The organism is Primorskyibacter marinus, assembly GCF_003313245.1.
In the GTDB taxonomy this organism is placed as follows: Bacteria; Pseudomonadota; Alphaproteobacteria; order Rhodobacterales; family Rhodobacteraceae; genus Primorskyibacter; species Primorskyibacter marinus.
This window is the reverse complement of the sequence record NZ_QJSD01000009.1, coordinates 95863-115451: the sequence shown is the minus strand read 5'-3', so window position 1 is coordinate 115451 and position 19589 is coordinate 95863. Positions and strand designations below refer to the sequence as shown.

14 protein-coding genes and 1 tRNA gene are annotated in these 19589 nt (G+C 57.3%); 8 read left to right on the top strand and 7 right to left on the bottom strand.

The window, feature by feature from the left end:
* Positions 1–189: 189 nt before the first annotated feature.
* The 5 genes from DMZ65_RS12505 to DMZ65_RS12485 form a co-directional block, all read right to left on the bottom strand.
* Positions 190–2592 carry an SIR2 family protein gene (locus DMZ65_RS12505; RefSeq protein WP_116599215.1) on the bottom strand — a complete coding sequence of 801 codons (2403 nt, stop codon included), beginning with the start codon at positions 2590–2592 and terminating at the stop codon, positions 190–192.
* A 286-nt stretch (positions 2593–2878) separates the two neighbouring features.
* Positions 2879–3244, bottom strand: a complete 366-nt coding sequence (locus DMZ65_RS12500) for a hypothetical protein (RefSeq protein ID WP_116599214.1) — start codon at positions 3242–3244, stop codon at positions 2879–2881.
* Positions 3245–3623: 379 nt separating this feature from the next.
* Positions 3624–4964, bottom strand: a complete 1341-nt coding sequence (locus tag DMZ65_RS12495) for a hypothetical protein (protein WP_116599213.1) — start codon at positions 4962–4964, stop codon at positions 3624–3626.
* A 418-nt stretch (positions 4965–5382) separates the two neighbouring features.
* Entirely contained in the window at positions 5383–6747 is a 1365-nt protein-coding gene (locus tag DMZ65_RS12490) for a DUF6538 domain-containing protein (RefSeq protein ID WP_116599212.1), read from the bottom strand.
* Positions 6748–6828: 81 nt separating this feature from the next.
* Positions 6829–6914, bottom strand: a tRNA-Leu gene (locus tag DMZ65_RS12485).
* Between the two features lie 149 nt (positions 6915–7063).
* Between DMZ65_RS12485 and DMZ65_RS12480 the strand changes: the two genes are divergently transcribed.
* Positions 7064–8047, top strand: coding sequence for a complex I NDUFA9 subunit family protein (locus tag DMZ65_RS12480; RefSeq protein ID WP_116599211.1), 984 nt, complete (start codon positions 7064–7066; stop codon positions 8045–8047).
* 185 nt (positions 8048–8232) lie between these two features.
* Here the strand turns inward: DMZ65_RS12480 and DMZ65_RS12475 are convergent, their stop codons facing one another.
* Complete coding sequence (locus DMZ65_RS12475) at positions 8233–9228, bottom strand: aldo/keto reductase (RefSeq protein WP_116599210.1); 996 nt, start codon at positions 9226–9228, stop codon at positions 8233–8235.
* Positions 9229–9520: 292 nt separating this feature from the next.
* Between DMZ65_RS12475 and DMZ65_RS12465 the strand changes: the two genes are divergently transcribed.
* Positions 9521–10906, top strand: coding sequence for a hypothetical protein (locus DMZ65_RS12465; protein ID WP_116599208.1), 1386 nt, complete (start codon positions 9521–9523; stop codon positions 10904–10906).
* 33 nt (positions 10907–10939) lie between these two features.
* On the opposite strand, the gene DMZ65_RS12460 is transcribed toward DMZ65_RS12465, so the two are convergent.
* Entirely contained in the window at positions 10940–11671 is a 732-nt protein-coding gene (locus tag DMZ65_RS12460; protein ID WP_116599207.1) for a GntR family transcriptional regulator, read from the bottom strand.
* A 157-nt stretch (positions 11672–11828) separates the two neighbouring features.
* On the opposite strand from DMZ65_RS12460, the gene DMZ65_RS12455 reads away from it, so the two are divergent.
* From DMZ65_RS12455 to DMZ65_RS12430, 6 genes are all read left to right on the top strand, one after another.
* Positions 11829–12869, top strand: a complete 1041-nt coding sequence (locus DMZ65_RS12455; RefSeq protein WP_116599206.1) for a TRAP transporter substrate-binding protein — start codon at positions 11829–11831, stop codon at positions 12867–12869.
* A 147-nt stretch (positions 12870–13016) separates the two neighbouring features.
* Positions 13017–15095, top strand: a complete 2079-nt coding sequence (locus DMZ65_RS12450) for a TRAP transporter large permease subunit (RefSeq protein WP_116599205.1) — start codon at positions 13017–13019, stop codon at positions 15093–15095.
* 26 nt (positions 15096–15121) lie between these two features.
* Positions 15122–15244: a dihydroxy-acid dehydratase gene (locus DMZ65_RS12445; protein ID WP_116599204.1), complete on the top strand. Its 123-nt coding sequence runs from the start codon at positions 15122–15124 to the stop codon at positions 15242–15244.
* Between the two features lie 9 nt (positions 15245–15253).
* Positions 15254–16990 carry an L-arabinonate dehydratase gene (gene araD / locus DMZ65_RS12440; protein WP_116599203.1) on the top strand — a complete coding sequence of 579 codons (1737 nt, stop codon included), beginning with the start codon at positions 15254–15256 and terminating at the stop codon, positions 16988–16990.
* Between the two features lie 184 nt (positions 16991–17174).
* Positions 17175–17885, top strand: a complete 711-nt coding sequence (locus DMZ65_RS12435) for a ribonuclease activity regulator RraA (RefSeq protein ID WP_116599202.1) — start codon at positions 17175–17177, stop codon at positions 17883–17885.
* A 162-nt stretch (positions 17886–18047) separates the two neighbouring features.
* Positions 18048–19574: an aldehyde dehydrogenase (NADP(+)) gene (locus tag DMZ65_RS12430; protein WP_116599201.1), complete on the top strand. Its 1527-nt coding sequence runs from the start codon at positions 18048–18050 to the stop codon at positions 19572–19574.
* Positions 19575–19589 lie beyond the last annotated feature (15 nt).

Here is a 19589-nt window from a genome sequence, read left to right as displayed (position 1 = left end):
TGGGGACGCTAACTGGCCGAGAAACCTAGGGTCATCTAAACCGAAACCTGACTTCCCGCCCCGAGCCGAACTTGGACCAAAAGTCATCTAATGACAGATGCCAACCCGAAGCGGACGTCCCAAGAGGTCAAGAAAAAGAGCGGCGAACCTCCATCTCTCATATTTGGGCGACTAAAAGCTTGCATGTGCTCATGCACCTGCCGCGAGCAAAGTCACGGCCTCTATAACTGCAACTTTTGATCTGTCGGTTTCAAATTCGGTTTTGATACCAAGATTCAATGCTTCAAGTGTCCCCACAATTCCTAAGCACTGGATGGACAGCCTTTGACGTTCCCCATCAGTGAGGTCTGCACCATGGTTGACGCAGAAGACTTTGATGTCTTCTAGCACTCGAATTGCATGAACTCTGTGATCAGGTGCCGACAGCATGTTATGTACCTTGTCGATAAGATCGAACAGAATTTCAGTGTCGCCTGGAAAATCATCTTCATCCGCAGGTGCTTGAAGGATTAGCTTCAGATAATTCGTATCTAGTTGATAGGTTCGGAAACCTTCGGTCGCTTCTGCTCGTAGATATGCGGATTCTAGGTGTTTTCGCGCCATGCTATAATTGCCTAAGTCCTGCATGAAAATGCTATATTGCAACCAGAACAGCGGCTCATCGTTGATTATGATGTTGTCTCTAAGTGTTTCATAAAGGTCAGTTATGGATTTCTGTCCTTCTGGGCCAAAACCAAGCAGAGACGATACTCTACCGTATTGGAGAAGTGCTCCAAGAGCCTTGCGGGCTTCCCGGCTTCGCTGGGAACTAAGGTTCGCACCATTTTTTTTGCGTTTTGCCGCCTCTATCGCCAAGCGACAAATGACGCTTACAGTGCCGTGCGAACCCACATGTTCCTTTAAGAAATACTCGCTAAAGACTGCGGAGTGTAATGCAAGCGAATCTGGAGACAAAGAGCCAAACTCAAGAGCTGCGATTTCATTTTTCAGAAGGATATCAAAGGGATCGCCCCCTGTAATCGCACGGATGAAATCAATCCCGACGTGAATTGAGAATGCTCTCATCACACACGCAGTCGCAATCACTTTCATTGCTTCTTTGTCGTCTAGTAAGGGTTTGATCGCCTTGCTCAAACGCTCCTTGACGTATGGGCTTTTCAACAAGTCAACGAGATGATCGCGCAACTCAGTCCGGCCTGTACCCGAGAGGTCAAGTCCCTCTGATGGAATGCCCGAACGCGAAAGAAGTTCTCCGAAATCTTGTCGGTCCTTTCTTTCAAATGGATTCAGATCCAATCTACCAATTGGGCTCGGCAAGAAACTGTGCACCTCGCTTCGCCGGACTTGATCTGTGCCGGTGTTAATTTCGACAATGAAGGTCGCGTTCGCCCGCAACTCGGCAACTTCGTCGGACATCGCTACCACATCGTCATAGGTTCTGAAAAAAACAACAAGATCATTCACTTGAGAAAGAAATTCAATCTCTGACGGGGGGATGTCACTATGACTTGTGTAGCGTACACAACTCTTGCCAGCAGCCGACAGTTCGAGGCTGAGCATATCGGCAAAGATGCTCTTTCCGTTGGCGGTTCGAGAATGAAGCAACAGCGTCTTCGAATCTGAAAGTGCCTCAATAGCTTCTGTAATCTTCGCCTTTCGTGGCAGAGCGAATTCGGCCTTTGGATAGGTCGAGGCCAAAGATTGAAAATTGTAGTTGCCCCGTGTCAGAAAGGTCTCAATCTCAACTGGAGTTGGCCGCGCGACAGCCTTATTGTCCTTATAAGGGTCGATCAGTCGAAAGGCTTGCAATTGGTTGAAATTGCTGATCGGTTCATGAGTTTTAGCGTTGGCACAAGCTTGGGCGAAACCAGAAGTCTCAATTGTATCAACTGCGCCGTATCCTTCTAGTCTATCGCGAATGTAGTCTCTGACGGGATCACGCAATATGAATCTAGTTTTCTGGGAAACTCGCGGGTCTTTCGTCAAGTATTTGGAAACAGCAAAGTCGTTCAAGTTGTACCCCACAAATATTATCCATTGAGCGCCTTGAATGTCTCTTTCAAACTGATCCCACCATGGGCTCGCCAACGCTGCCTGCTCTGAATATGAGCGATGATCAAGAACAAGTTGTGAAAGAACGTTTTTCTTGTCACAAGAATGAATGTAACCATGCAAATGCACTACGGAGTTTGAAGGAAACTTGCGAGGCCTCTCGTCATCAATTGAAAAACTTGAGCGGCGATTTCCGGTGCCCCTGTCCTTCTCGAAGAACTCGACAGCATCATCGTAATTTGTGGTATAAATTCTTCTCCACGGCTTGTCCAAAATTGTCTTCTGCTCATCATTCAATCCCGTGATAACAAAAAGCTCGTGCAGCAGGCCATACAAGTCTACCCCTCTTCTAGCGGCATAAGAGGCTGCGTCCTTCAGATCAATATCCGCGTTCTCTTCATCAATTTCGGACAGAATTGTCTTCTGAAGACCGTTTCCTACTGGCGGATTCCCAGACCGTTTATTTGTAGCTGCTGCTGAAAAGCCGGAACCTAAAAACAGTAAGCATCGTTCAGTATCAAAGTTCTCTGGAAAGGGCATTCTTGCTCCGCTTCAAATCTATCAGCACTGCCTGACGAAGATTGATGGAAGTTCAGCCATTTATCAACATTAGAAAAGTGCAGCGTATGCACCCTTGAGCGACTTGCACGGCCCGGTTCGAGCACATAACTGTCGTTGGCGCAAAGCGCAGAGAACGACCGCTTCCCGCCCTTTTTTGTAGGAGGGAGAGCCTAAATCCTAAGGAGTTTTCAAGGGCTGAGTGCTTGCGAGTGCTTGATTGGGGCGGGCTTGCGAGCAATGTCATCCAGCCCCCGGTACATCGCTTCTACAGCGCCATCAAAGCCTGCCTGACCTGTTCATAATCGTCCGCCAAATGCTTCGCCTGCTTCACATTCTGCTTTTCCCTCAGCACCTCCACCACTCCACGGCATTCCCAATGGAAGGACACAGTATCCCACTTGTTCCGGTTGCTGTTCCTGACAGCGATCACCCATTGGTCAGGCCAGAGTTGAACCCTGATCCTTCCATGTTGGGCTAGGATGCCTTGGGCGTCTTCTAGGCCATGCCATTCGGTCGTCCATTTTCTTGTGGGCTGAGTGGGGACCTTGGTCTTTCGGGGGTGTCGGGTCGTAAAGTGCTGGGATGGCTCTGTGCCCTCGGTATATTGGCTCTGAGGGGTGATCTGGTTCATATCTGTCTCCTGTTGAATGTGAAAAAGACCGGAGAGAAGATTCCCCGGCCTTGGTTTGCGTTTGGATTTTTGGGTGTGGGTGATGCGCTGTTTGGTCAGCGGGCTTAGGGGAGTAACTGGAACCTCAGCCAAGGGTCTGTTCTTAGCGTACAAGGTAATGCTCTAGGGGGGTGTTAAGGATTAGGTACACCCACTTACGGTAGGACCTTACCGCAGTATCCTTATCTCCCCACTGTCAGGTATTCCCCCAGATACGACCTAAGCCCCCTAGGTCCCTAGCTGGGGTAGACCTTGCTCAGAGATCTCTATGCATATGGACCTAAGCCCCAACACAGCTTTGCTTTTCTCTTGTGTCATGAAAAATAGTTGACTGCTCAGGCTACTTCCCTTCGATCTTGGGGGTGATGCCGCAGTGGTCGTAGAACGCACTCTGCAAGACGTGCCGTGCCAGTCCTTTCTTGTCCTCGGGAACGATCAGACTGTCATGAACTGGCAACGAGGGCGTGGCTAACTCGTTTTTCAAGACACGCATTGCTTTGAGCAGGATTTCCGCTTCGACAAATTGTAGCTTTGACCAGTCCAAAGAAGCCTCTTCCAAGCGTGAAAAGCAGGGGTGACGCTTCAGCACGATCTTGCAAGCCTGTTTGCCGGTCAGCTTGGGAAAGGGCTTGCCAGTTTCATCGGTGTACTCAGCTTTCAAATCCTTCGGCCACCTGTCCAAACTCCCACCATTTCCGATCATGGCAACAATCGTTCTCTTCGCCAGCAACCTGTCCAGCCCCGGCATCTCGTAGGGGTCCCTTTCAACGTCAAGGTATTCCTCCAGCAAGCCATAGACCAGTGTTGGATGGCTGGCCCGTATGTCCAACTCAGTCGTGGCTTTGCCGTTGATCGTGATCTTCCTCCGATTGTCTGAACTGAGGCCCTGATAGTTGCCATATCCAACGGCATAGAACCGTCCGCCCTTGTTCCATCGGAAATCGGTATCATCCCCGTTGTTGAAGCTGCGGAATAGGGTGGGGTGAGGGGTTCCTTCGAAAGTTTGCTCTGCCAGATATTCATTTAGCTGTTTGATTTCCCTTGATAGCTTCTGAACCTTGGCCGTATTCGCAAAGGCCATGATCTTTCCTTTGTCGTGATCCCGCCATCCTTCCTTTCTGGCCCTCAACCTGATCGGCTTGAACCGCTCCAGATCGGTTTCGAAATGCTGGTCCAGTGTCTCTGGAAAAATGCCGTGCTTGGCAGCCAGATTTAGGAGCCTCACTGTCGGTTGGTATCTGTTCGCCCAGCGCTTCCCTTCGATTTCTACCTCTTCCCACGTCTCCTTTTGTTGAAAGCCGTTACGCACCTCATGCAGGCCGATCTCTTCCCAAGCCTTGGTGATGCTCCGAAGCCCCCGGTCAGTCATGCAGGAGCCTTTCAGGTTCTTGTGTCCACTGAGACAATAAAGATAGCCCAGCGCGTCCTTGTCTTGGCTGTTTCGGATCAGGGAAGTGGCCCAAGTGGCAAGGCAACGCTTGAAGGTTTCCACTGCCGACTTGTTCCGTGCCCTCTGCCTGACCTTGGTCGCCATTTCGTAGCCGTCTGTCAGGTCAAAAAGGTCCTGCACGAACTGCTCTGCGTCCTTTGAGTTCACGACCCAGAACAGATGTGCTCGCCCAGCGCTTCTGAGGGCTTGCCCCAAGTCGGGAGTTTCAACGTGTGTTTGATCGAAAGGCATGTGTTGCTTTCTCCTTGTACGAAAACAGAAAAAGGCAGCCTCGGTGTGGAGACTGCCCTTCATGGGTTGATTGGATTTTTGGAGCGTCTGGTTTGGAAGCCCTTGGACCCGAAAGTCAGGATTCCCAGTTGGTCTGGTTCGATTATTGGCGTTTGGCAGGGTCACGTCGTCAAGATGAAAGACCCCACCTCAGCCCTCAGTAGATTGGCTCTCAGAGGGTATTGAGGGGCAGTTTTTGTCTTTAAAAGCCACCAAGACAGAAATCAGGCCATGGCTACGGATTAACATTCCGCTTCTTGAATCTGTTACTCCCATATGGAGCCAAAGCGTTCCCTTGCTCCTATACGGTACAGAGTTGGGCAGGGTAACGCTGATTTCCGGATCTAATTATCAAGAGCGATAGACAAAGTGCGCTGGGCTAGGCTTCTTCAAATGGCGATGCGACCTTGCTCAGCCATTTCAGCTTTACGTCCAAGGAATACCCCTTTCCATAACCTTCACCGACGCCATCAGTCTTCCAGCCACAGATAGCGTTTGCGACTTCAGAAGGGCATTCGACGTTTCGAAGACGGTCTCTCATGGCGTGGCGAAAGCAGTGGCCTGTCTTACCGGGAACTACGCTCTTCAATGAGCTGTTGATGGCATTGGAGGCGTGGGTACTCTTGAACCCGTCGGCACCCTCGTACCTTGGAAACGCATAGTGCCCCTTGGACTTGCCTTTGATACGCCGTGCAGCCCAAAGCGCAGTCCCAACTAAAGGAACGTCTCGCTCCGACTGTCTTGTCTTCATGCTTCTGGTGTCGTGAGGAGCCAAACGGATATGTGGAATCTTTGTATCCAGTACGATGTCGTCGCAGCGAAGGCCGATAATCTCTGCCAGCCTTGCCCCTGTATCGTGCATCAAAGCAGCGGCCCAACGAATGTCGTCGTCGTTCCGGCGATAGAGGTCCTTAAGTTGTTCTAACTCCCCAGCCGTATAGGGATCACGCTCTTTGGTGTCCTCTCCGAAGTCGGGGATATGCAGGCGGTGAAAAACATTTTGCTTGTCAATCTCGTACTCACGAAGAGCCGTCGCCATCACGGGCGCTAAGTAGTTTAACTTCCGTTTTACCGTGCCGGTCTTGTTGCCCTTTGCTGCTAAGCGTTTGACAAGATCGTTCGCGTGCTGGCGCGTGTACTTGTCCACAGGAATGTCGCCAGCAACAGCATAGAGTTCCTTCATTACATTGCGACGGTTTGCCTTGGTCTTGTCGGACGACTTCTTGCCCTGAAGGCTCTCATAGAGTTCGACTGCATCCGAAAGTAGCGGAACGAGTTTCTTGCCATAAAACAGATCAACGGCGATTTTCTCGTGTTCCAGTAGATTGTCTTCATCAACTTCGCCAAGTTCATTCTGGGCGCTATGCCGCAATCCATCCAGAAATCGGTCAGGTCCAATGGCGTGTTGGTGTTCGCGTTTGAACTCGACATGCTGTCCCGGTTTCAACTTATGGCGATCAAGCAAACCAAGTGCAGCATCGCGGGTTTCCTGTGTTGTTAGGTCTTCCCCGTTCCTGATCGCCTGCCAAACAGCATCCTGTTGTCCTGCACGTTGATGCGCCCTTTCAGCAGCAACCTTGGGGTCTTTTGTCTTCAACGAAACGAAATCATTCTCCGGCTTACCGGGGTACTTGTGGCGCACGTCATGGGGGATTCTACGACGAAAATAGTAGACGTTTTTTCGACGCTCAATGAACTTCGCTTGCAAGAGGAAGGCTCCGTTTTCGAACAGGGTGATTGTCATGTGTGTCACTCCATGTGTCACATCACACGGGAGCAGACAGTCATCAACCTACTGAAAATATTGAATTTTCGTGGTGATGATTGGTGCCCAGGAGAGGACTCGAACCTCCACGGCCTTGCGGCCACTGGCACCTGAAGCCAGCGCGTCTACCATTCCGCCACCTGGGCAGGTGTCGTGGAGCAGGCGTTTAAGCCTGACAGCGACCCGTGTCAACGAGATTTCTGAAGATATTTGCGCGCGGTGCCTTGGCACCTTGTCTGCGACCTTGTGCATCGCTATTCAGGCAACAGAATTGCTGTGCAAGGAGCCTACCGATATGACCAAGCTCGTGACCATCTATGGCGGATCCGGCTTTGTTGGCCGCTACATTGCCTTGCGCATGGCCAAGCTGGGCTGGCGCGTCCGGGTCGCGGTGCGGCGGCCAAATGACGCGATCTTCGTCAAGCCGTTCGGTGTGGTTGGGCAGGTTGAGCCAGTTCTGTGCAACATCCGCGACGATGCGAGCGTGGCAGCGGTCATGCAGGGGGCTGATGCGGTGGTCAATTGCGTCGGGGTTCTGGCTGAGCACGGCAAGAACAGCTTTGATGCGGTGCAGCATGAGGGTGCCGCGCGTGTTGCCAGGTTGGCTGCGCAGAACAGCGTGAAGTCACTGGTGCAGATCTCCGCAATTGGTGCGGATCCGGAAGCCAGCAGCGCGTATGGGCGTACCAAAGCCTTGGGCGAAGCGGCCGTGCTGGAGCATTTTCCAAATGCCGTGATCCTGCGCCCGTCAATCATTTTCGGACGCGAGGACGAGTTCTTCAACCGTTTCGCGGCCATGTCGCGCTTTGGTCCGGTATTGCCGGTGATCGGAGGCGACACGAAATTTCAGCCGGTCTATGTCGATGACGTCGCACGGGCCGCGGTGATGGGTGTGCTGGGCGAGGCGGCACCGGGCATCTACGAACTGGGCGGTCCCGATGTGATGAGCTTTCGGGCGCTGATGCAGGAGATGCTGAATGTGATCCGCAAGCGTCGCCTGGTCCTGAATATCCCGTTTTTCTTCGCTAGAATCATCGCATGGGCTTTTGATCTTCTGGAGAGGGTGACATTGGGCTTGATCCCCAACCCGGTTGCCACACGCGATCAGGTCAGAAATCTTGCGCATGACAATGTTGTGGCCGAGGGTGCCAAAGGGTTTGCCGATCTTGGGATAGAACCCGTCGATATGGAGGCTGTGTTGCCCGACTACTTGTGGCGGTTCCGTCCATCCGGTCAGTATGACGCGATCAAGGAATCGGCGCGCAATCTGAAGGTTTGATCCACCGCGCCGGGCGACGGTTGTTCAGCATGAGGTCCGACATTGGTGTAGCAGGTCGGCTTTATGTGCGACCATTGCCTCGGTCGCGGTGACGGGCTTCTGGAATGTCGCGCCGGTGGCCGCTTGAGGCGAGACATTCGGATATGGCATGAGCGGTTGCCATCAATGCGGGAAAGCCGCTTATCCTAGCAATAGCGTTCCGGCCCGATCCATTGTGCCTCTGTGTAGCGATCGCCATGCGCCCAGCCGACCGGCAATGCCGCTTCGATACGCGCAAGTTCGGTGTCGGACAGTTCCATGCACGCTCCTGCGGCCAGTTCGCGCAAATGCGCCGGGTTGCGGGTGCCGGGGATCGGGATGACAGTCGGCGACTTTGCGATCAGCCAGGCGATGGCCAATGCGGCCGCACTGGTGCCACTTTCGGCGGCCAGGCTGCGCAAGGGCGCGCTTGCCGCGATGTTTGCGGAGAAATGCGGCTCGGTGAAGCGTGGGTTGCCGGCCAGAAACGCCGAGGCCGCGATGCGATCCGCGGTGGGAGGGCGATCGGTCAGCAAGGCCCGGCCCACGGGAGAGAACGCCACCAACGCCGTGCCCTGACGTTCGCATTCCTGCACCAGGCCAAGTTCCGGCGCGCGTGTCGACAGCGAATATTCCGACTGCACCGCCGCAATTGGATGCACTGCCGCAGCGCGGCGCAGCGTGGCGGGGGCGACTTCGGACAGGCCGATGGCGCGGGTTTTGCCCTTGCGGACCAGCGCTGCCATCGTGTTGGTCACTTCCTCGATCGGACGGGCGGCTTCGCGGCGATGGACGTAGAAAAGGTCCACGCAGTCCACACCCAGACGTGTCAGGCTTTTGTCCAGTTCGGCTTCGAGATGTTCGGCGGAATTGTCAAAGTAGCGCGCGCCAGAGCCCGGATCACGCGTGATTCCGGCTTTTGTCGCGATCAGAAAGGGGTTGCGGCCGCGACTGGCGATATAGGTGCCGATTATGGATTCTGATTTTCCCATCCCATAGATATTGGACGTATCAAGATGGGTGACGCCAAGCTCGACCGCGGTATCCAGCAACGCGTGTGCCTCGGCTTCGGTGGTTTCGCCGTAAAAGCCCGCGAAGGACATCGCGCCGATGCCGATGGCCGAAACCTGGGGTCCATGGCGTCCCAATCGTCGTGTCTGCATAATGATCCCTCATGTTTCACGGGCGCGGATGTTTCTGTCGCAGCGGCAAGCCAAATCGGCACAGAGCTATGGACAGTCTGGCCTGCTGATATATTACTATGTCAACAATAGCATGGCAGCAACCGAGCCATGCAAGCACGGTGTGGCTCGGGCCATGTCGCCGTTTGGCCAAAACGGTCAGGGACAGGGCGCGCCGGGTCTGGGTGTTGCCATGAACAGAAAGCACGATCATGTGTCCAGCATATTTTTCCTGCACGCAGGTCAGTGATGCCCGGCTGTTTAGGGGGGACGTATGAACCAGTCGCGCAGTCTGCTTTCTGCGGCCATCGTCGCCATCATGGCGTTCGAGATCTGCGCGCGGGTCACAGGGCTGGATCCGCTGCGCTGGACGGCCTGGGCCGCTATGGGGGGCGTGATTGTCTTGTCGTTCCGGCATCTGAGCGGGCGGGAATATTATCTGCTGGGCGCGAGTGTTCTGGCGACGGCCGTGGCGTTTTGGATCCCGTTCAGCAAGCCGGGCCTGATAGATGGTGCCCTGGATCAGGCGAGCTTTCTGATGGCTTTTATCCTCTTGCTGGGCTTGCTGCACGAAGCGGCCGCAACATCGCCTTCGGTCAGCGAGTTGGGGGGCTATCTGACCCGTCAGCCGCCGCGACGACGCTATTATGCGCTGAACGGTGGCACGGCAATCATGTCGATTCTGTTCAACGTGGGTGTCGTCAGCTTTCTGGTGCCGTTGATCCAGCGTGGCATTCATCATGCGTCGCCGGGCGATCCGCTGAACCCGATCCGCGAGCGGCGTCAGCTAAGCGCCTTGCTGCGCGGTTTCGCCTGGAGCGTGATCTGGTCGCCCACCGCGATCGCGCCGCTGGTGTTGATGGAATTGATGCACGGCGTTGATCGCGGACGCTGGATTTTGTTGGGGCTTGGGACATTCTTTTGCGTGATGGCCTTGGGCGGGATCGAGGATCAACTGCGCTTCAGGCGAAGGCATGCAGCCCGACCGATGGTGCCGCCCCCGTTCCCACGGCATGCCGCAGTGATGTTTCTGGCTGCCTGTTGCTGGTTGTTGGGCATGTCCGGAACGATAGCGTGGCTGACCGGCGATACCATCGTTTTTGGTCTGGTCGTATCCTGTCCGGTGATGCTGGTGGGCTGGTTATGGGCGCAAAACCGGGGCGACGAAGGTTGGCCGTTCGTGCGGTCACGACTGGGCGGGATCTACCGCGACAGCTTGCCCAAGGCCGCGCCGGTTGCCGTGACGCTGGCCTGCTCGGGTTATATTGGCCGAATGTTGGCCGGGCTGATACCAGCACAGGAATTGGGGCAGGCGCTGGGGATCGACGCGGTGCCGGATTACGTCCTGTTGGGGTTGCTGCCGTCGGTCATTGCTTTGCTCAGCCTGTCCGCCCTCAGCCCGATCATGATGGCGATCTTTTTCGGCAGCCTGTTCGGCGCATTGCCGGTTATGCCCGCCGATCCCACCTTGATTGCATTGTCGATCTCCTGCGGATGGGCGCTGGCGATGACGTTCTCGCCGTTTTCAACGATTGTGCTTCTGACCGGGCGGGTTAGCGGGCTTGCGCCGGTGACACTGACATGGCGCTGGAACCTGACTTTCAGCCTGCTGGCTGCGGTGTTTCTGATTGGGGTGTTCCGCGTCCTGACGTTGCTCTGACTTGAGGTGTCGCCACTTTCGATCTTGCAAATCCTACAACTGTTCAGAAGTGAAATAGTCAGGGAATTCTTCTTGCAGCACGGAAATCCGCAGGATCGTCCCGGTCAGGTGTTTGCGCATCTGCTGGGCCGCGCCGTCTGCGTTGCCCGCATCAATGGCGTCCAGCACCGCCTTGTGGCCATCCAATACACCGATCATTTTGCCAGCCATGGGCAGTTCGAGACGCTGGCATCGTGCCAGATGGCCCAGCCTGCCTTCAAGATTATGGTGCAAGGCAATCATGCCGACGCCTTCGAACAACGCCCGGTGAAACGCCTTGTCGAGATCGCTGAACATATCAGCCTGTTCCGGCCTGTCGCGTAGCGCCTTCTGCATGTCCAGAAGAACTCGGGCGCGGTGCAAGGTCGTTGCATCCGGGTCAGTTGCGAGGCGTCGGACGACCTCGATTTCGAGGGCGACGCGAAGGAACTGGGTTTCGTGCAACTGCTTGACGTCGATGCGGGCGACAACCGTGCCAGACTGCGGAAAGATTCGCACAAGCCCGTCCTGTTCAAGCTTTTGCATGGCCTCACGAAGCGGAGTCTGGCTGACGTTGTAATGTTTCGCCAATGCGTTGCGCGATAGGGTGCTGTCGGGTTTCAGCTCTAGGTTCACGATGCGCTGACGCAGGTTCGCATAGACCCGCTGGGCCGCAGACGCGCCGGGCGGCGCGCCGTCCGCAGCGGCAAAGAGGCCTTGTTCAGTTGTGCTGTGTGTCAGTTTCATGCGCGTCTCTCTACATCTCTGTGTCGCGCTTGTCTCGTGACCTAGGGTGAATGAGTCGTTGCCTAGCCTATCTCACTGATATATTAGTTGCCTAGTCGTTTCTGAAGAAAAGCCTGGAACGGATTGCAGGTGCGACAAGATTTTAGGGAGGAAACCAATGAAATCGTCTATGATTGTTTCGGTCGCCAAGGCCGTCACTCTGGTTGCGGGCTTCACGCTTGCGGCCAATGCGGCAACGGCCGCGGATCGTACCTTGAAGATCCAGACAAGTTCCAACGCCAGTCACGCATCGCTCGCCTATCTGAACGAGGAATGGGTCCCGAAGCTGGAGGCGATGACCGGCGGGTCCTTGTCGGTCGAATTGCTGCCTGTTGATGCCGTCGTGCCGCGCCGCGAAACGGCAGAGGCAATTGGCGTTGGTATTCTCGACGGTGATCTGACCTCGATCAACTATTTCGCCGGGATCGATCCTGCCTTTGCACTGATGGGCGATCTGATCGCGGGCTACGACTCTGCCGACCAGATCCAGGCGTTCTGCGCGCAGGGCGGTGGCAAGGAAATGCTGCAAAAGCTGTATGATGCCCACTTCCCCGGCGTGCATGTCGTGGGGTGCGGTGCCTATGCGAGAGAGGCCTTTGTCTCGAAAGTGCCGGTCAATGGCGTGGCCGACCTGAAGGGTTTGAAAATCCGCTCGCCCGAAGGCCTTGCCGCAGACGTGTTCAAACGCGCAGGCGCTGCGCCTGTGTCGATGTCGGGGTCGGAAACCTACGGCGCGCTTGAAAAAGGCGTGATCGATGCTGCGGATAATTCTGCCTATGCCAACAACGATTCCAACGGGATGCACAAGATCGCAAAGTTCCCGATCTTTCCGGGCATCCACTCCACCCCGATCCTGCAATTCACCGTGTCCGAGATGGTCTGGGAAGAGCTGACGGATGCAGAGAAAGCGGCGCTGGAGACGTGGTATCTGGCGGCATATAACGGGTTGCGGCAGTATTTCGATCGTCTCGACCGTCAGTTGGTCGCACGCGATAAAGCGGCGGGTGAATTGACCGTCATTGACTGGCCCCAGGCCGAGCGCGACAAGTTTCGCGTGATCGCTCAGGAAGCGTGGAGCGACTTTGCCGCGCAGACCGATCTGGCGCAGGAAGTCTATGATGCGCACGTCAAATTTATGAAAGATGCCGGGCTGCTGTAACCCGACATTTCTACAAGGTCCGTCCCGGACTTGATCCGGGACCTCCTGTCAGCCAAGGCCGCCGACGCAGAGGTCCCGGATCAAGTCCGGGACGGGTGACACGACGGATCGACTCGCCGGAAAAGGTGGGCAACGGGGGCATCCGGCATGAGCCGTGAATATGACGAACATCTGGAGACGGCACCGCTGGAGGTGGCTGGAGATGACCCGCTGCACGGCGAGGAAGACCTGAGCCGCGATAGTTATAATGTGGTTGACCATTTCAGTCACACATTGGGCATCGGCATTTCGGTTTTCTATCTGGTGGCTGCGGCCGCCACCTTGTACGAGGTGTTCTCCCGCTATGCACTGAACGCGCCGACCTATTGGGCGTTCGAGACGGTGATGATGCTGTGCGCCAGCGCATGGATGCTGTCGTCGGGTTATATCACGCTGAAGCAACGCCATATCGGCATCACGGTTTTTCATGTCATGGCAAGTGACCGGCAACGCTGGTGGCTGGATCTGTTCGCGATGCTGGTTGGCATCGTGGCGCTTTACATGCTGCTCACGGATGCCTCGATCCGGGCCTATGTCAGCATCGAGCGCGTCGAAAAGTCCGGATCGGCCTTCAACTCTCCGCTGCCGATGGTGCTGAAGACGGTGATGGTTGTCGGTGCCTTCCTGTATCTCACCCAATTGACGGTGAATCTTCACCGGCATGTGAGATCCGGCGGGGCGCGACTGGCGGTCAAGCTTCTGGCGGCGTTCATGCTGATCTATTTTGTTTCGGCCTTGCTGGGGCAGGCATTTGACATTTCCTGGGCCGCAGCGATTTCCGACGGATTCTCTGGCATCGGCAAGGCGTTGGACCCGTCCAAGGCGCTGAACATGCGGGCGATGGATCTGGGCACTGTCTCGATCATCATGGTGGTGCTGTTGGTCGCACTGATGATGACCGGCATGCCGCTGGGCATCGTCACGCTGATCGTCTCTGTCATCATGGCGATCACCTTTTTCGGGCCACGCGGGTTGTTTCTGGTCAGTTCCAATGCGGCAGGGCTGTTAGAGCATTACACGCTGGTCGCGGTGCCGTTTTTCGTGCTGATGGCCTCGATCCTGGAACGCGCAGGGATTGCTGAAGACCTGTTCGACGCGATGTCGATCTTTGCGGGCAATCTGCGGGGCGGTGTCGCGGTGCAAACCACCGTTGTGGCCGTCATTCTTGCCGCTATGTCCGGTGTGATGGGCGGCGAAATCGTGATGCTGGGCCTGGTGGCTCTGCCGCAGATGTTCCGGCTGGGCTATGACCGCAAGCTGACCATTGGCCTGATTTGCGCCGCAGGTGCACTGGCGACGCTGATACCGCCCTCGATCATCATGATCGTCTACGGGTTGTCGGCAGAGGTCGGCATCGGCGATCTGTTCATGGCGGGCGCGGTGCCGGGCATCATGCTGGCGGTGTTCTATGCCGGTTATGTGCTGATCCGGGTCAACCTCAATCACTCGCTGGCACCGACCGCCGCCGAGGTGGCCGCCAAGTCCGGCGGCGAGGAGAAACGCCTGTCCAAGGACCGGTTGACCGCGGTGATCCTGTGCATCCTGCTGATCGGCGCGGTTATGGGCTCGATTTATGGTGGGGTCGCATCGGTGACAGAGGCGGCGGCCGTGGGCTGCATCGGCTCGCTTGTCGTGGCGGCGGTGCGCAACCGCTTTAACTGGGAGGTGCTGTCGGCGGCCATGCTGGGCACGATGACCACGGTGGGCACGATCATCTGGCTGGTGCTGGGCGCGGTCAGCTTTGTTGGCATCTTCAACCTTGTCGGCGGGGCAGAGTTCATGCGCTCGATGTTCCTTGGCCTCGGCCTGTCGGCGATGGGCACGATCATCGTGATGATGCTGATCCTGATGGTGTTGGGCACATTCATGGAATGGATCGCTATCGTCTTCATCACCGTCCCGGTCTTTGCGCCGGTGGTGATGACGCTGGCACCCGAACTTGGCCTGACAGAGGATCAGGCGAAGATCTGGTTCGGCATCCTGTTCGTGATGAACATCCAGATCTATTTCCTGTCGCCGCCTTTTGGTCCGGCCTGTTTCTGGTTGAAATCGGTGGCCCCCAAGGATGTCACCCTGCAAGAGATCTTCCTCGCCGTTCTGCCCTTCATCGCCCTTCAGATCGTCGGTCTGGTGCTGGTGATGAGCTTTCCGCAAATTGCGCTCTGGCTGCCAGAAGTGCTGAACTGAGATGTGACTCAAAAAAGAGGTGACACATGATTGGACGCGACACACGCGAAGACATCGACGGCTACGGCAAGTGGCCGTGGATCGCCGGCGTGGTGCTGGCTGCTGTTCTGATCTGGGTGCTGTTCACCTTTGCGACACCGATTTCCTGAGGGGAAGACATGACCACGACCAAAAAGCCCGAAGACCTTCGCTCTGCGCGCTGGTTTGCGCCGGACGACCTGCGTTCCATGGGGCATCGCAGCCGCGCGATGCAGATGGGGTGGAACGCCGACGACTGGGAAGGCAAGCCGATCATCGCCGTGATCAATACATGGTCGGACCTCTCGCCCTGCCATCACCATCTGCGCGACCGCGCAGAGTGGGTGAAACGCGGCGTTCTGCAAGCAGGCGGCACGCCGGTCGAAATGCCGGTGCATTCCTTCAGCGAACAGTTCCTGAAGCCAACATCCATGTTATATCGCAACATGGGCGCGCTGGAGGTCGAGGAAACCCTGCGCAGTCATCCCATCGACGGCGTGGTGTTGATGGGCGGCTGTGACAAATCCACGCCCGCGCTGGTGATGGGGGCGGTCAGCATGGGGCTGCCGTTCATCTTCATGCCTGCGGGTGCGATGTTGCGGGGCAATTACGCCGGTGAAAAGCTGGGTTCCGGCACGGATGTCTGGAAATACTGGGACGAACGCAGGGCGGGTACGATCAACAAAGAGCAATGGGACGGGGTGCAGGGCGGTATTGCCCGCAGTTATGGCACTTGCATGACCATGGGCACCGCCAGCACGATGATGTCGATTGCCGAAGGCTTTGGCCTGACGTTGCCCGGTGCTTCCTCGATCCCTGCGCCGGATGCGGGGCATAAACGCATGGCCGCCGCCTGCGGGCGCCGCGCGGTGGACATGGTTTGGGAGGATCTGACACCAGACAAGATCATCACATGGGAAAGCACGCGCAACGCGGTGACCGTGGCGATGGCGACGGGCTGTTCCACCAATGCGATCATCCACCTGATCGCGATGGCGCGCCGCGCCGGTGTGCCCCTGACGCTGGAGCATCTGGACGAGATCGGCCACACCACGCCGGTGCTGGCCAATATCCGCCCGACCGGCCCGGAATACCTGATGGAGGATTTCTTTTATGCAGGCGGCCTTCCTGCGCTGATGAAAGAATTGGGCGACAAGCTGGATCTGGGCGTGACCACAGTCACGGGCAAGACGCTGGGAGAAACCATCGCGGACGCCCAGAACTACAATAACGATGTGATCCGACCGCTCTCGAACCCGGTTTACCACGAGGGCAGCCTTGCCGTGCTGAAGGGCAATCTTGCCCCCGACGGTGCCGTGATAAAGCCGGCGGCAATGGACCCCAAATTCCAGACGCATAAGGGACCGGCGATCGTCGCCGACAGCTATGCCGAGCTCAAGAAGATCATCAATGACGAAGATTACCCGATGACGCCCGATCATGTCATGGTGCTGCGCAATGCCGGGCCGCAAGGCGGGCCGGGGATGCCGGAATGGGGCATGATCCCGATGCCCAAGGCGCTGCTGAAAGACGGCCACCGCGACATGGTCCGCCTGTCTGATGCGCGTATGTCCGGCACGTCCTATGGCGCCTGCGTGTTGCATGTCGCGCCCGAGTCCTTTGTCGGCGGGCCGCTTGCCCTGATCGAAACCGGCGACATTATCGAGATGGACATTCCCAACCGCACCCTGAACGTCGCGCTCAGCGAAGCAGAACTTGCCGAACGACGTGCGACGTGGCAGGCCCCCGCGCCGCGCTACGAACGTGGTTATGGCAAGATGTTTTCTTCCCATGTCGAACAGGCCGACAAGGGCTGCGATTTCGATTTCCTCCGGACCGACTTTGGCGGTCCGGTGCCGGAGCCAGAGATCAACTGATGGTGGCGGCCCGGATCACGGCGTCTCGCCGGAATTACGGGATAGCGAAAGAGACCACGGGCGGGCGGATGCGCGTCCCTGATTGGCTTAGGCGGGGTTTTGCGTCGTTGACGCAGGCCCCCGGCTGGGCAGTAAACCGCCGGACCACCGGTTCGGCTGTGGAGTAATAACGGATGGTAGGACGATGAACACCGACACAATCGAACGGCTGCGCCAAGTTTCCGTCGCGACTTTGGCGACGGCACTGTACAAACGCGGGCTTCGCAATCAGGTCATTCAGGATGTGCGCCCCGTGGCGCGCAAGGGCCGCAACATGGTCGGCCCGGCGTTCACTCTACGTTACATGCCCGCCCGTGAGGATCGCAATACTCTGGCAGAGTTCCGCAACCCGGAACATCCCCAGCGGGTGGCGATCGAACAATGCCCCAAGGGGCATGTCCTGGTGATGGACAGCCGCAAGGATGCACGCGCGGCTAGTGCGGGTGACATTCTCATCACCCGGCTGATGGTGCGCGGCGGCGAGGGCGTTGTAACGGATGGCGGGTTTCGCGATTCCATGTCGATTGGCGCGCTTGATATGCCAGCCTATCACAGCCGCGCGTCCAGCCCCACCAACCTGACCCTCAACGAGGCGATTGACATCAACGTGCCCATCGGTTGTGGCGATGCGGCAGTCTTTCCCGGCGACATCGTGGTGGGCGATGATGACAGCGTCATCATAATTCCGGCTGGTATTGCCGATGAGGTCGCCGTCGAGGCGACAGAGATGACCGCATACGAGGATTTCGTGGTCGAGCGGGTTCGTGACGGTCAGACGATAATCGGGCTCTATCCTGCAACTGACGAGGCCAATCTGGAAGTGTTCGCCGAATGGCGCAAGGCCAACGGTCGTTAAATGCTGCTGACCTGAACGCGCCGGGAAACCGGGTTGACTCCGGCAGGTCGGTGGCACAGGTCTTGGTCAGGAAACCGTCACTGCCGCACTCTATCCAAGTATAATAGCCTTACTCGACCAGTGCGGGGCGGGCATTCGACATGATATGAAAAGGAAGCGACCATGCTGGACAAATCGACATTCACGCCTCACGGCAAACATCTGATCGCAGGTGAGTGGGTTGCGGGCGATGCCACATTCTCTTCGGAACCGGCGCATGGCCCGGCGCATGACTACAGCGTCGGCACGCCTGCTTTGGTTGATGCCGCGTGCATCGCCGCGGAAGAGGCCTTCTGGAGCTATGGTTATTCGACCCGCGAAGAACGCGCGAAGTTCCTGAACGCCATCGCCGACGAGATTGACGCGCGCGGCGATGCCATCACCGAGATCGGCACGCAGGAAACCGGGCTGCCAGAGGCGCGCCTTCAGGGGGAACGTGGCCGCACCGCCGGCCAGTTGCGCCTGTTCGCGGACCATATCGTAAAGGGCGACTATCTCGACCGACGCCATGACAAGGCGCTGCCGGATCGCGAACCTCTGCCGCGCCCCGACCTGCAACTGGTGCAGCGCCCCATCGGTCCCATCGCGGTGTTCGGCGCGTCGAACTTCCCGTTGGCTTTCTCGACGGCTGGTGGCGACACGGCCTCGGCGCTGGCGGCAGGTTGCCCGGTGGTGGTCAAGGGCCACTCCGCGCATCCCGGCACCGGCGAGATCGTGGCCGAAGCCATTCACGCCGCCATCCAAAGCTGCGGCATGCATCCTGGTGTCTTCAGCCTCATTCAGGGCGGCAAGCGCGATGTCGGCACAGCCCTTGTGCAGCATCCGCTGATCAAGGCGGTGGGCTTCACCGGGTCGCTGGGCGGTGGACGTGCGCTGTTTGACCTGTGCGCGCAGCGCGACGAGCCGATCCCGTTCTTCGGCGAACTGGGCAGCGTCAACCCGATGTTCCTGTTGCCAGAGGCGCTGAAGGCCCGCGGTGGGGCACTGGCAGAAGGCTGGGCCGGGTCGCTGACCATGGGCGCGGGCCAGTTCTGCACCAATCCCGGCATTGCCGTGGTGATTGACGGGCCGGACGCCGATGCCTTCATCGAGGCCGCAACCAAGGCGCTGGAGCCGATGGGCGCGCAGACCATGCTGACCGACGGGATCGCGTCTGCCTACCGTCAGGGGCGCGACCGGGTTGCAGGTGTCACGGGTGTACAGGAGCTGCTGACCTCGACCTGTGATAACCGCAATGCGACGCCCTATCTGTTTGCCACGACCGGCAAGGAATGGTTGGGCAATCACGCGCTTGGCGAAGAGGTCTTCGGCCCGCTGGGTCTGGTCGTGCGCGTCGCCGATGTCGATGAGATGGTCACGATCGCCAAGTCCCTGAAAGGACAGCTGACCTGCACGCTGCATCTGGAAGATGGAGATACCGAGCACGGCAAGAAGCTGATGCCCGTGCTGGAGCGCAAGGCAGGCCGGTTGCTGGCCAACGGCTTCCCCACAGGTGTCGAAGTGTCCGACACGATGGTGCATGGCGGGCCTTATCCCGCGTCGACGAACTTTGGTGCGACCAGCGTTGGTACAATGGCGATCCGCCGGTTCCTGCGTCCGGTCTGCTATCAGAACATGCCTGCCGCGTTGCTGCCCGGCGATCTGGCCTGATCCTTAACGACGATG

Bases quoted from the DNA above. Each gene is read 5' to 3' on its own strand.
- DMZ65_RS12505 (WP_116599215.1), bottom strand. From the start codon at position 2,592: ATGCCCTTTCCAGAGAACTTTGATACTGAACGATGCTTACTGTTTTTA.
- DMZ65_RS12500 (WP_116599214.1), bottom strand. From the start codon at position 3,244: ATGAACCAGATCACCCCTCAGAGCCAATATACCGAGGGCACAGAGCCA.
- DMZ65_RS12495 (WP_116599213.1), bottom strand. From the start codon at position 4,964: ATGCCTTTCGATCAAACACACGTTGAAACTCCCGACTTGGGGCAAGCC.
- DMZ65_RS12490 (WP_116599212.1), bottom strand. From the start codon at position 6,747: ATGACAATCACCCTGTTCGAAAACGGAGCCTTCCTCTTGCAAGCGAAG.
- DMZ65_RS12480 (WP_116599211.1), top strand. From the start codon at position 7,064: ATGACCAAGCTCGTGACCATCTATGGCGGATCCGGCTTTGTTGGCCGC.
- DMZ65_RS12475 (WP_116599210.1), bottom strand. From the start codon at position 9,228: ATGCAGACACGACGATTGGGACGCCATGGACCCCAGGTTTCGGCCATC.
- DMZ65_RS12465 (WP_116599208.1), top strand. From the start codon at position 9,521: ATGAACCAGTCGCGCAGTCTGCTTTCTGCGGCCATCGTCGCCATCATG.
- DMZ65_RS12460 (WP_116599207.1), bottom strand. From the start codon at position 11,671: ATGAAACTGACACACAGCACAACTGAACAAGGCCTCTTTGCCGCTGCG.
- DMZ65_RS12455 (WP_116599206.1), top strand. From the start codon at position 11,829: ATGAAATCGTCTATGATTGTTTCGGTCGCCAAGGCCGTCACTCTGGTT.
- DMZ65_RS12450 (WP_116599205.1), top strand. From the start codon at position 13,017: ATGAGCCGTGAATATGACGAACATCTGGAGACGGCACCGCTGGAGGTG.
- DMZ65_RS12445 (WP_116599204.1), top strand. From the start codon at position 15,122: ATGATTGGACGCGACACACGCGAAGACATCGACGGCTACGGCAAGTGG.
- araD (WP_116599203.1), top strand. From the start codon at position 15,254: ATGACCACGACCAAAAAGCCCGAAGACCTTCGCTCTGCGCGCTGGTTT.
- DMZ65_RS12435 (WP_116599202.1), top strand. From the start codon at position 17,175: ATGAACACCGACACAATCGAACGGCTGCGCCAAGTTTCCGTCGCGACT.
- DMZ65_RS12430 (WP_116599201.1), top strand. From the start codon at position 18,048: ATGCTGGACAAATCGACATTCACGCCTCACGGCAAACATCTGATCGCA.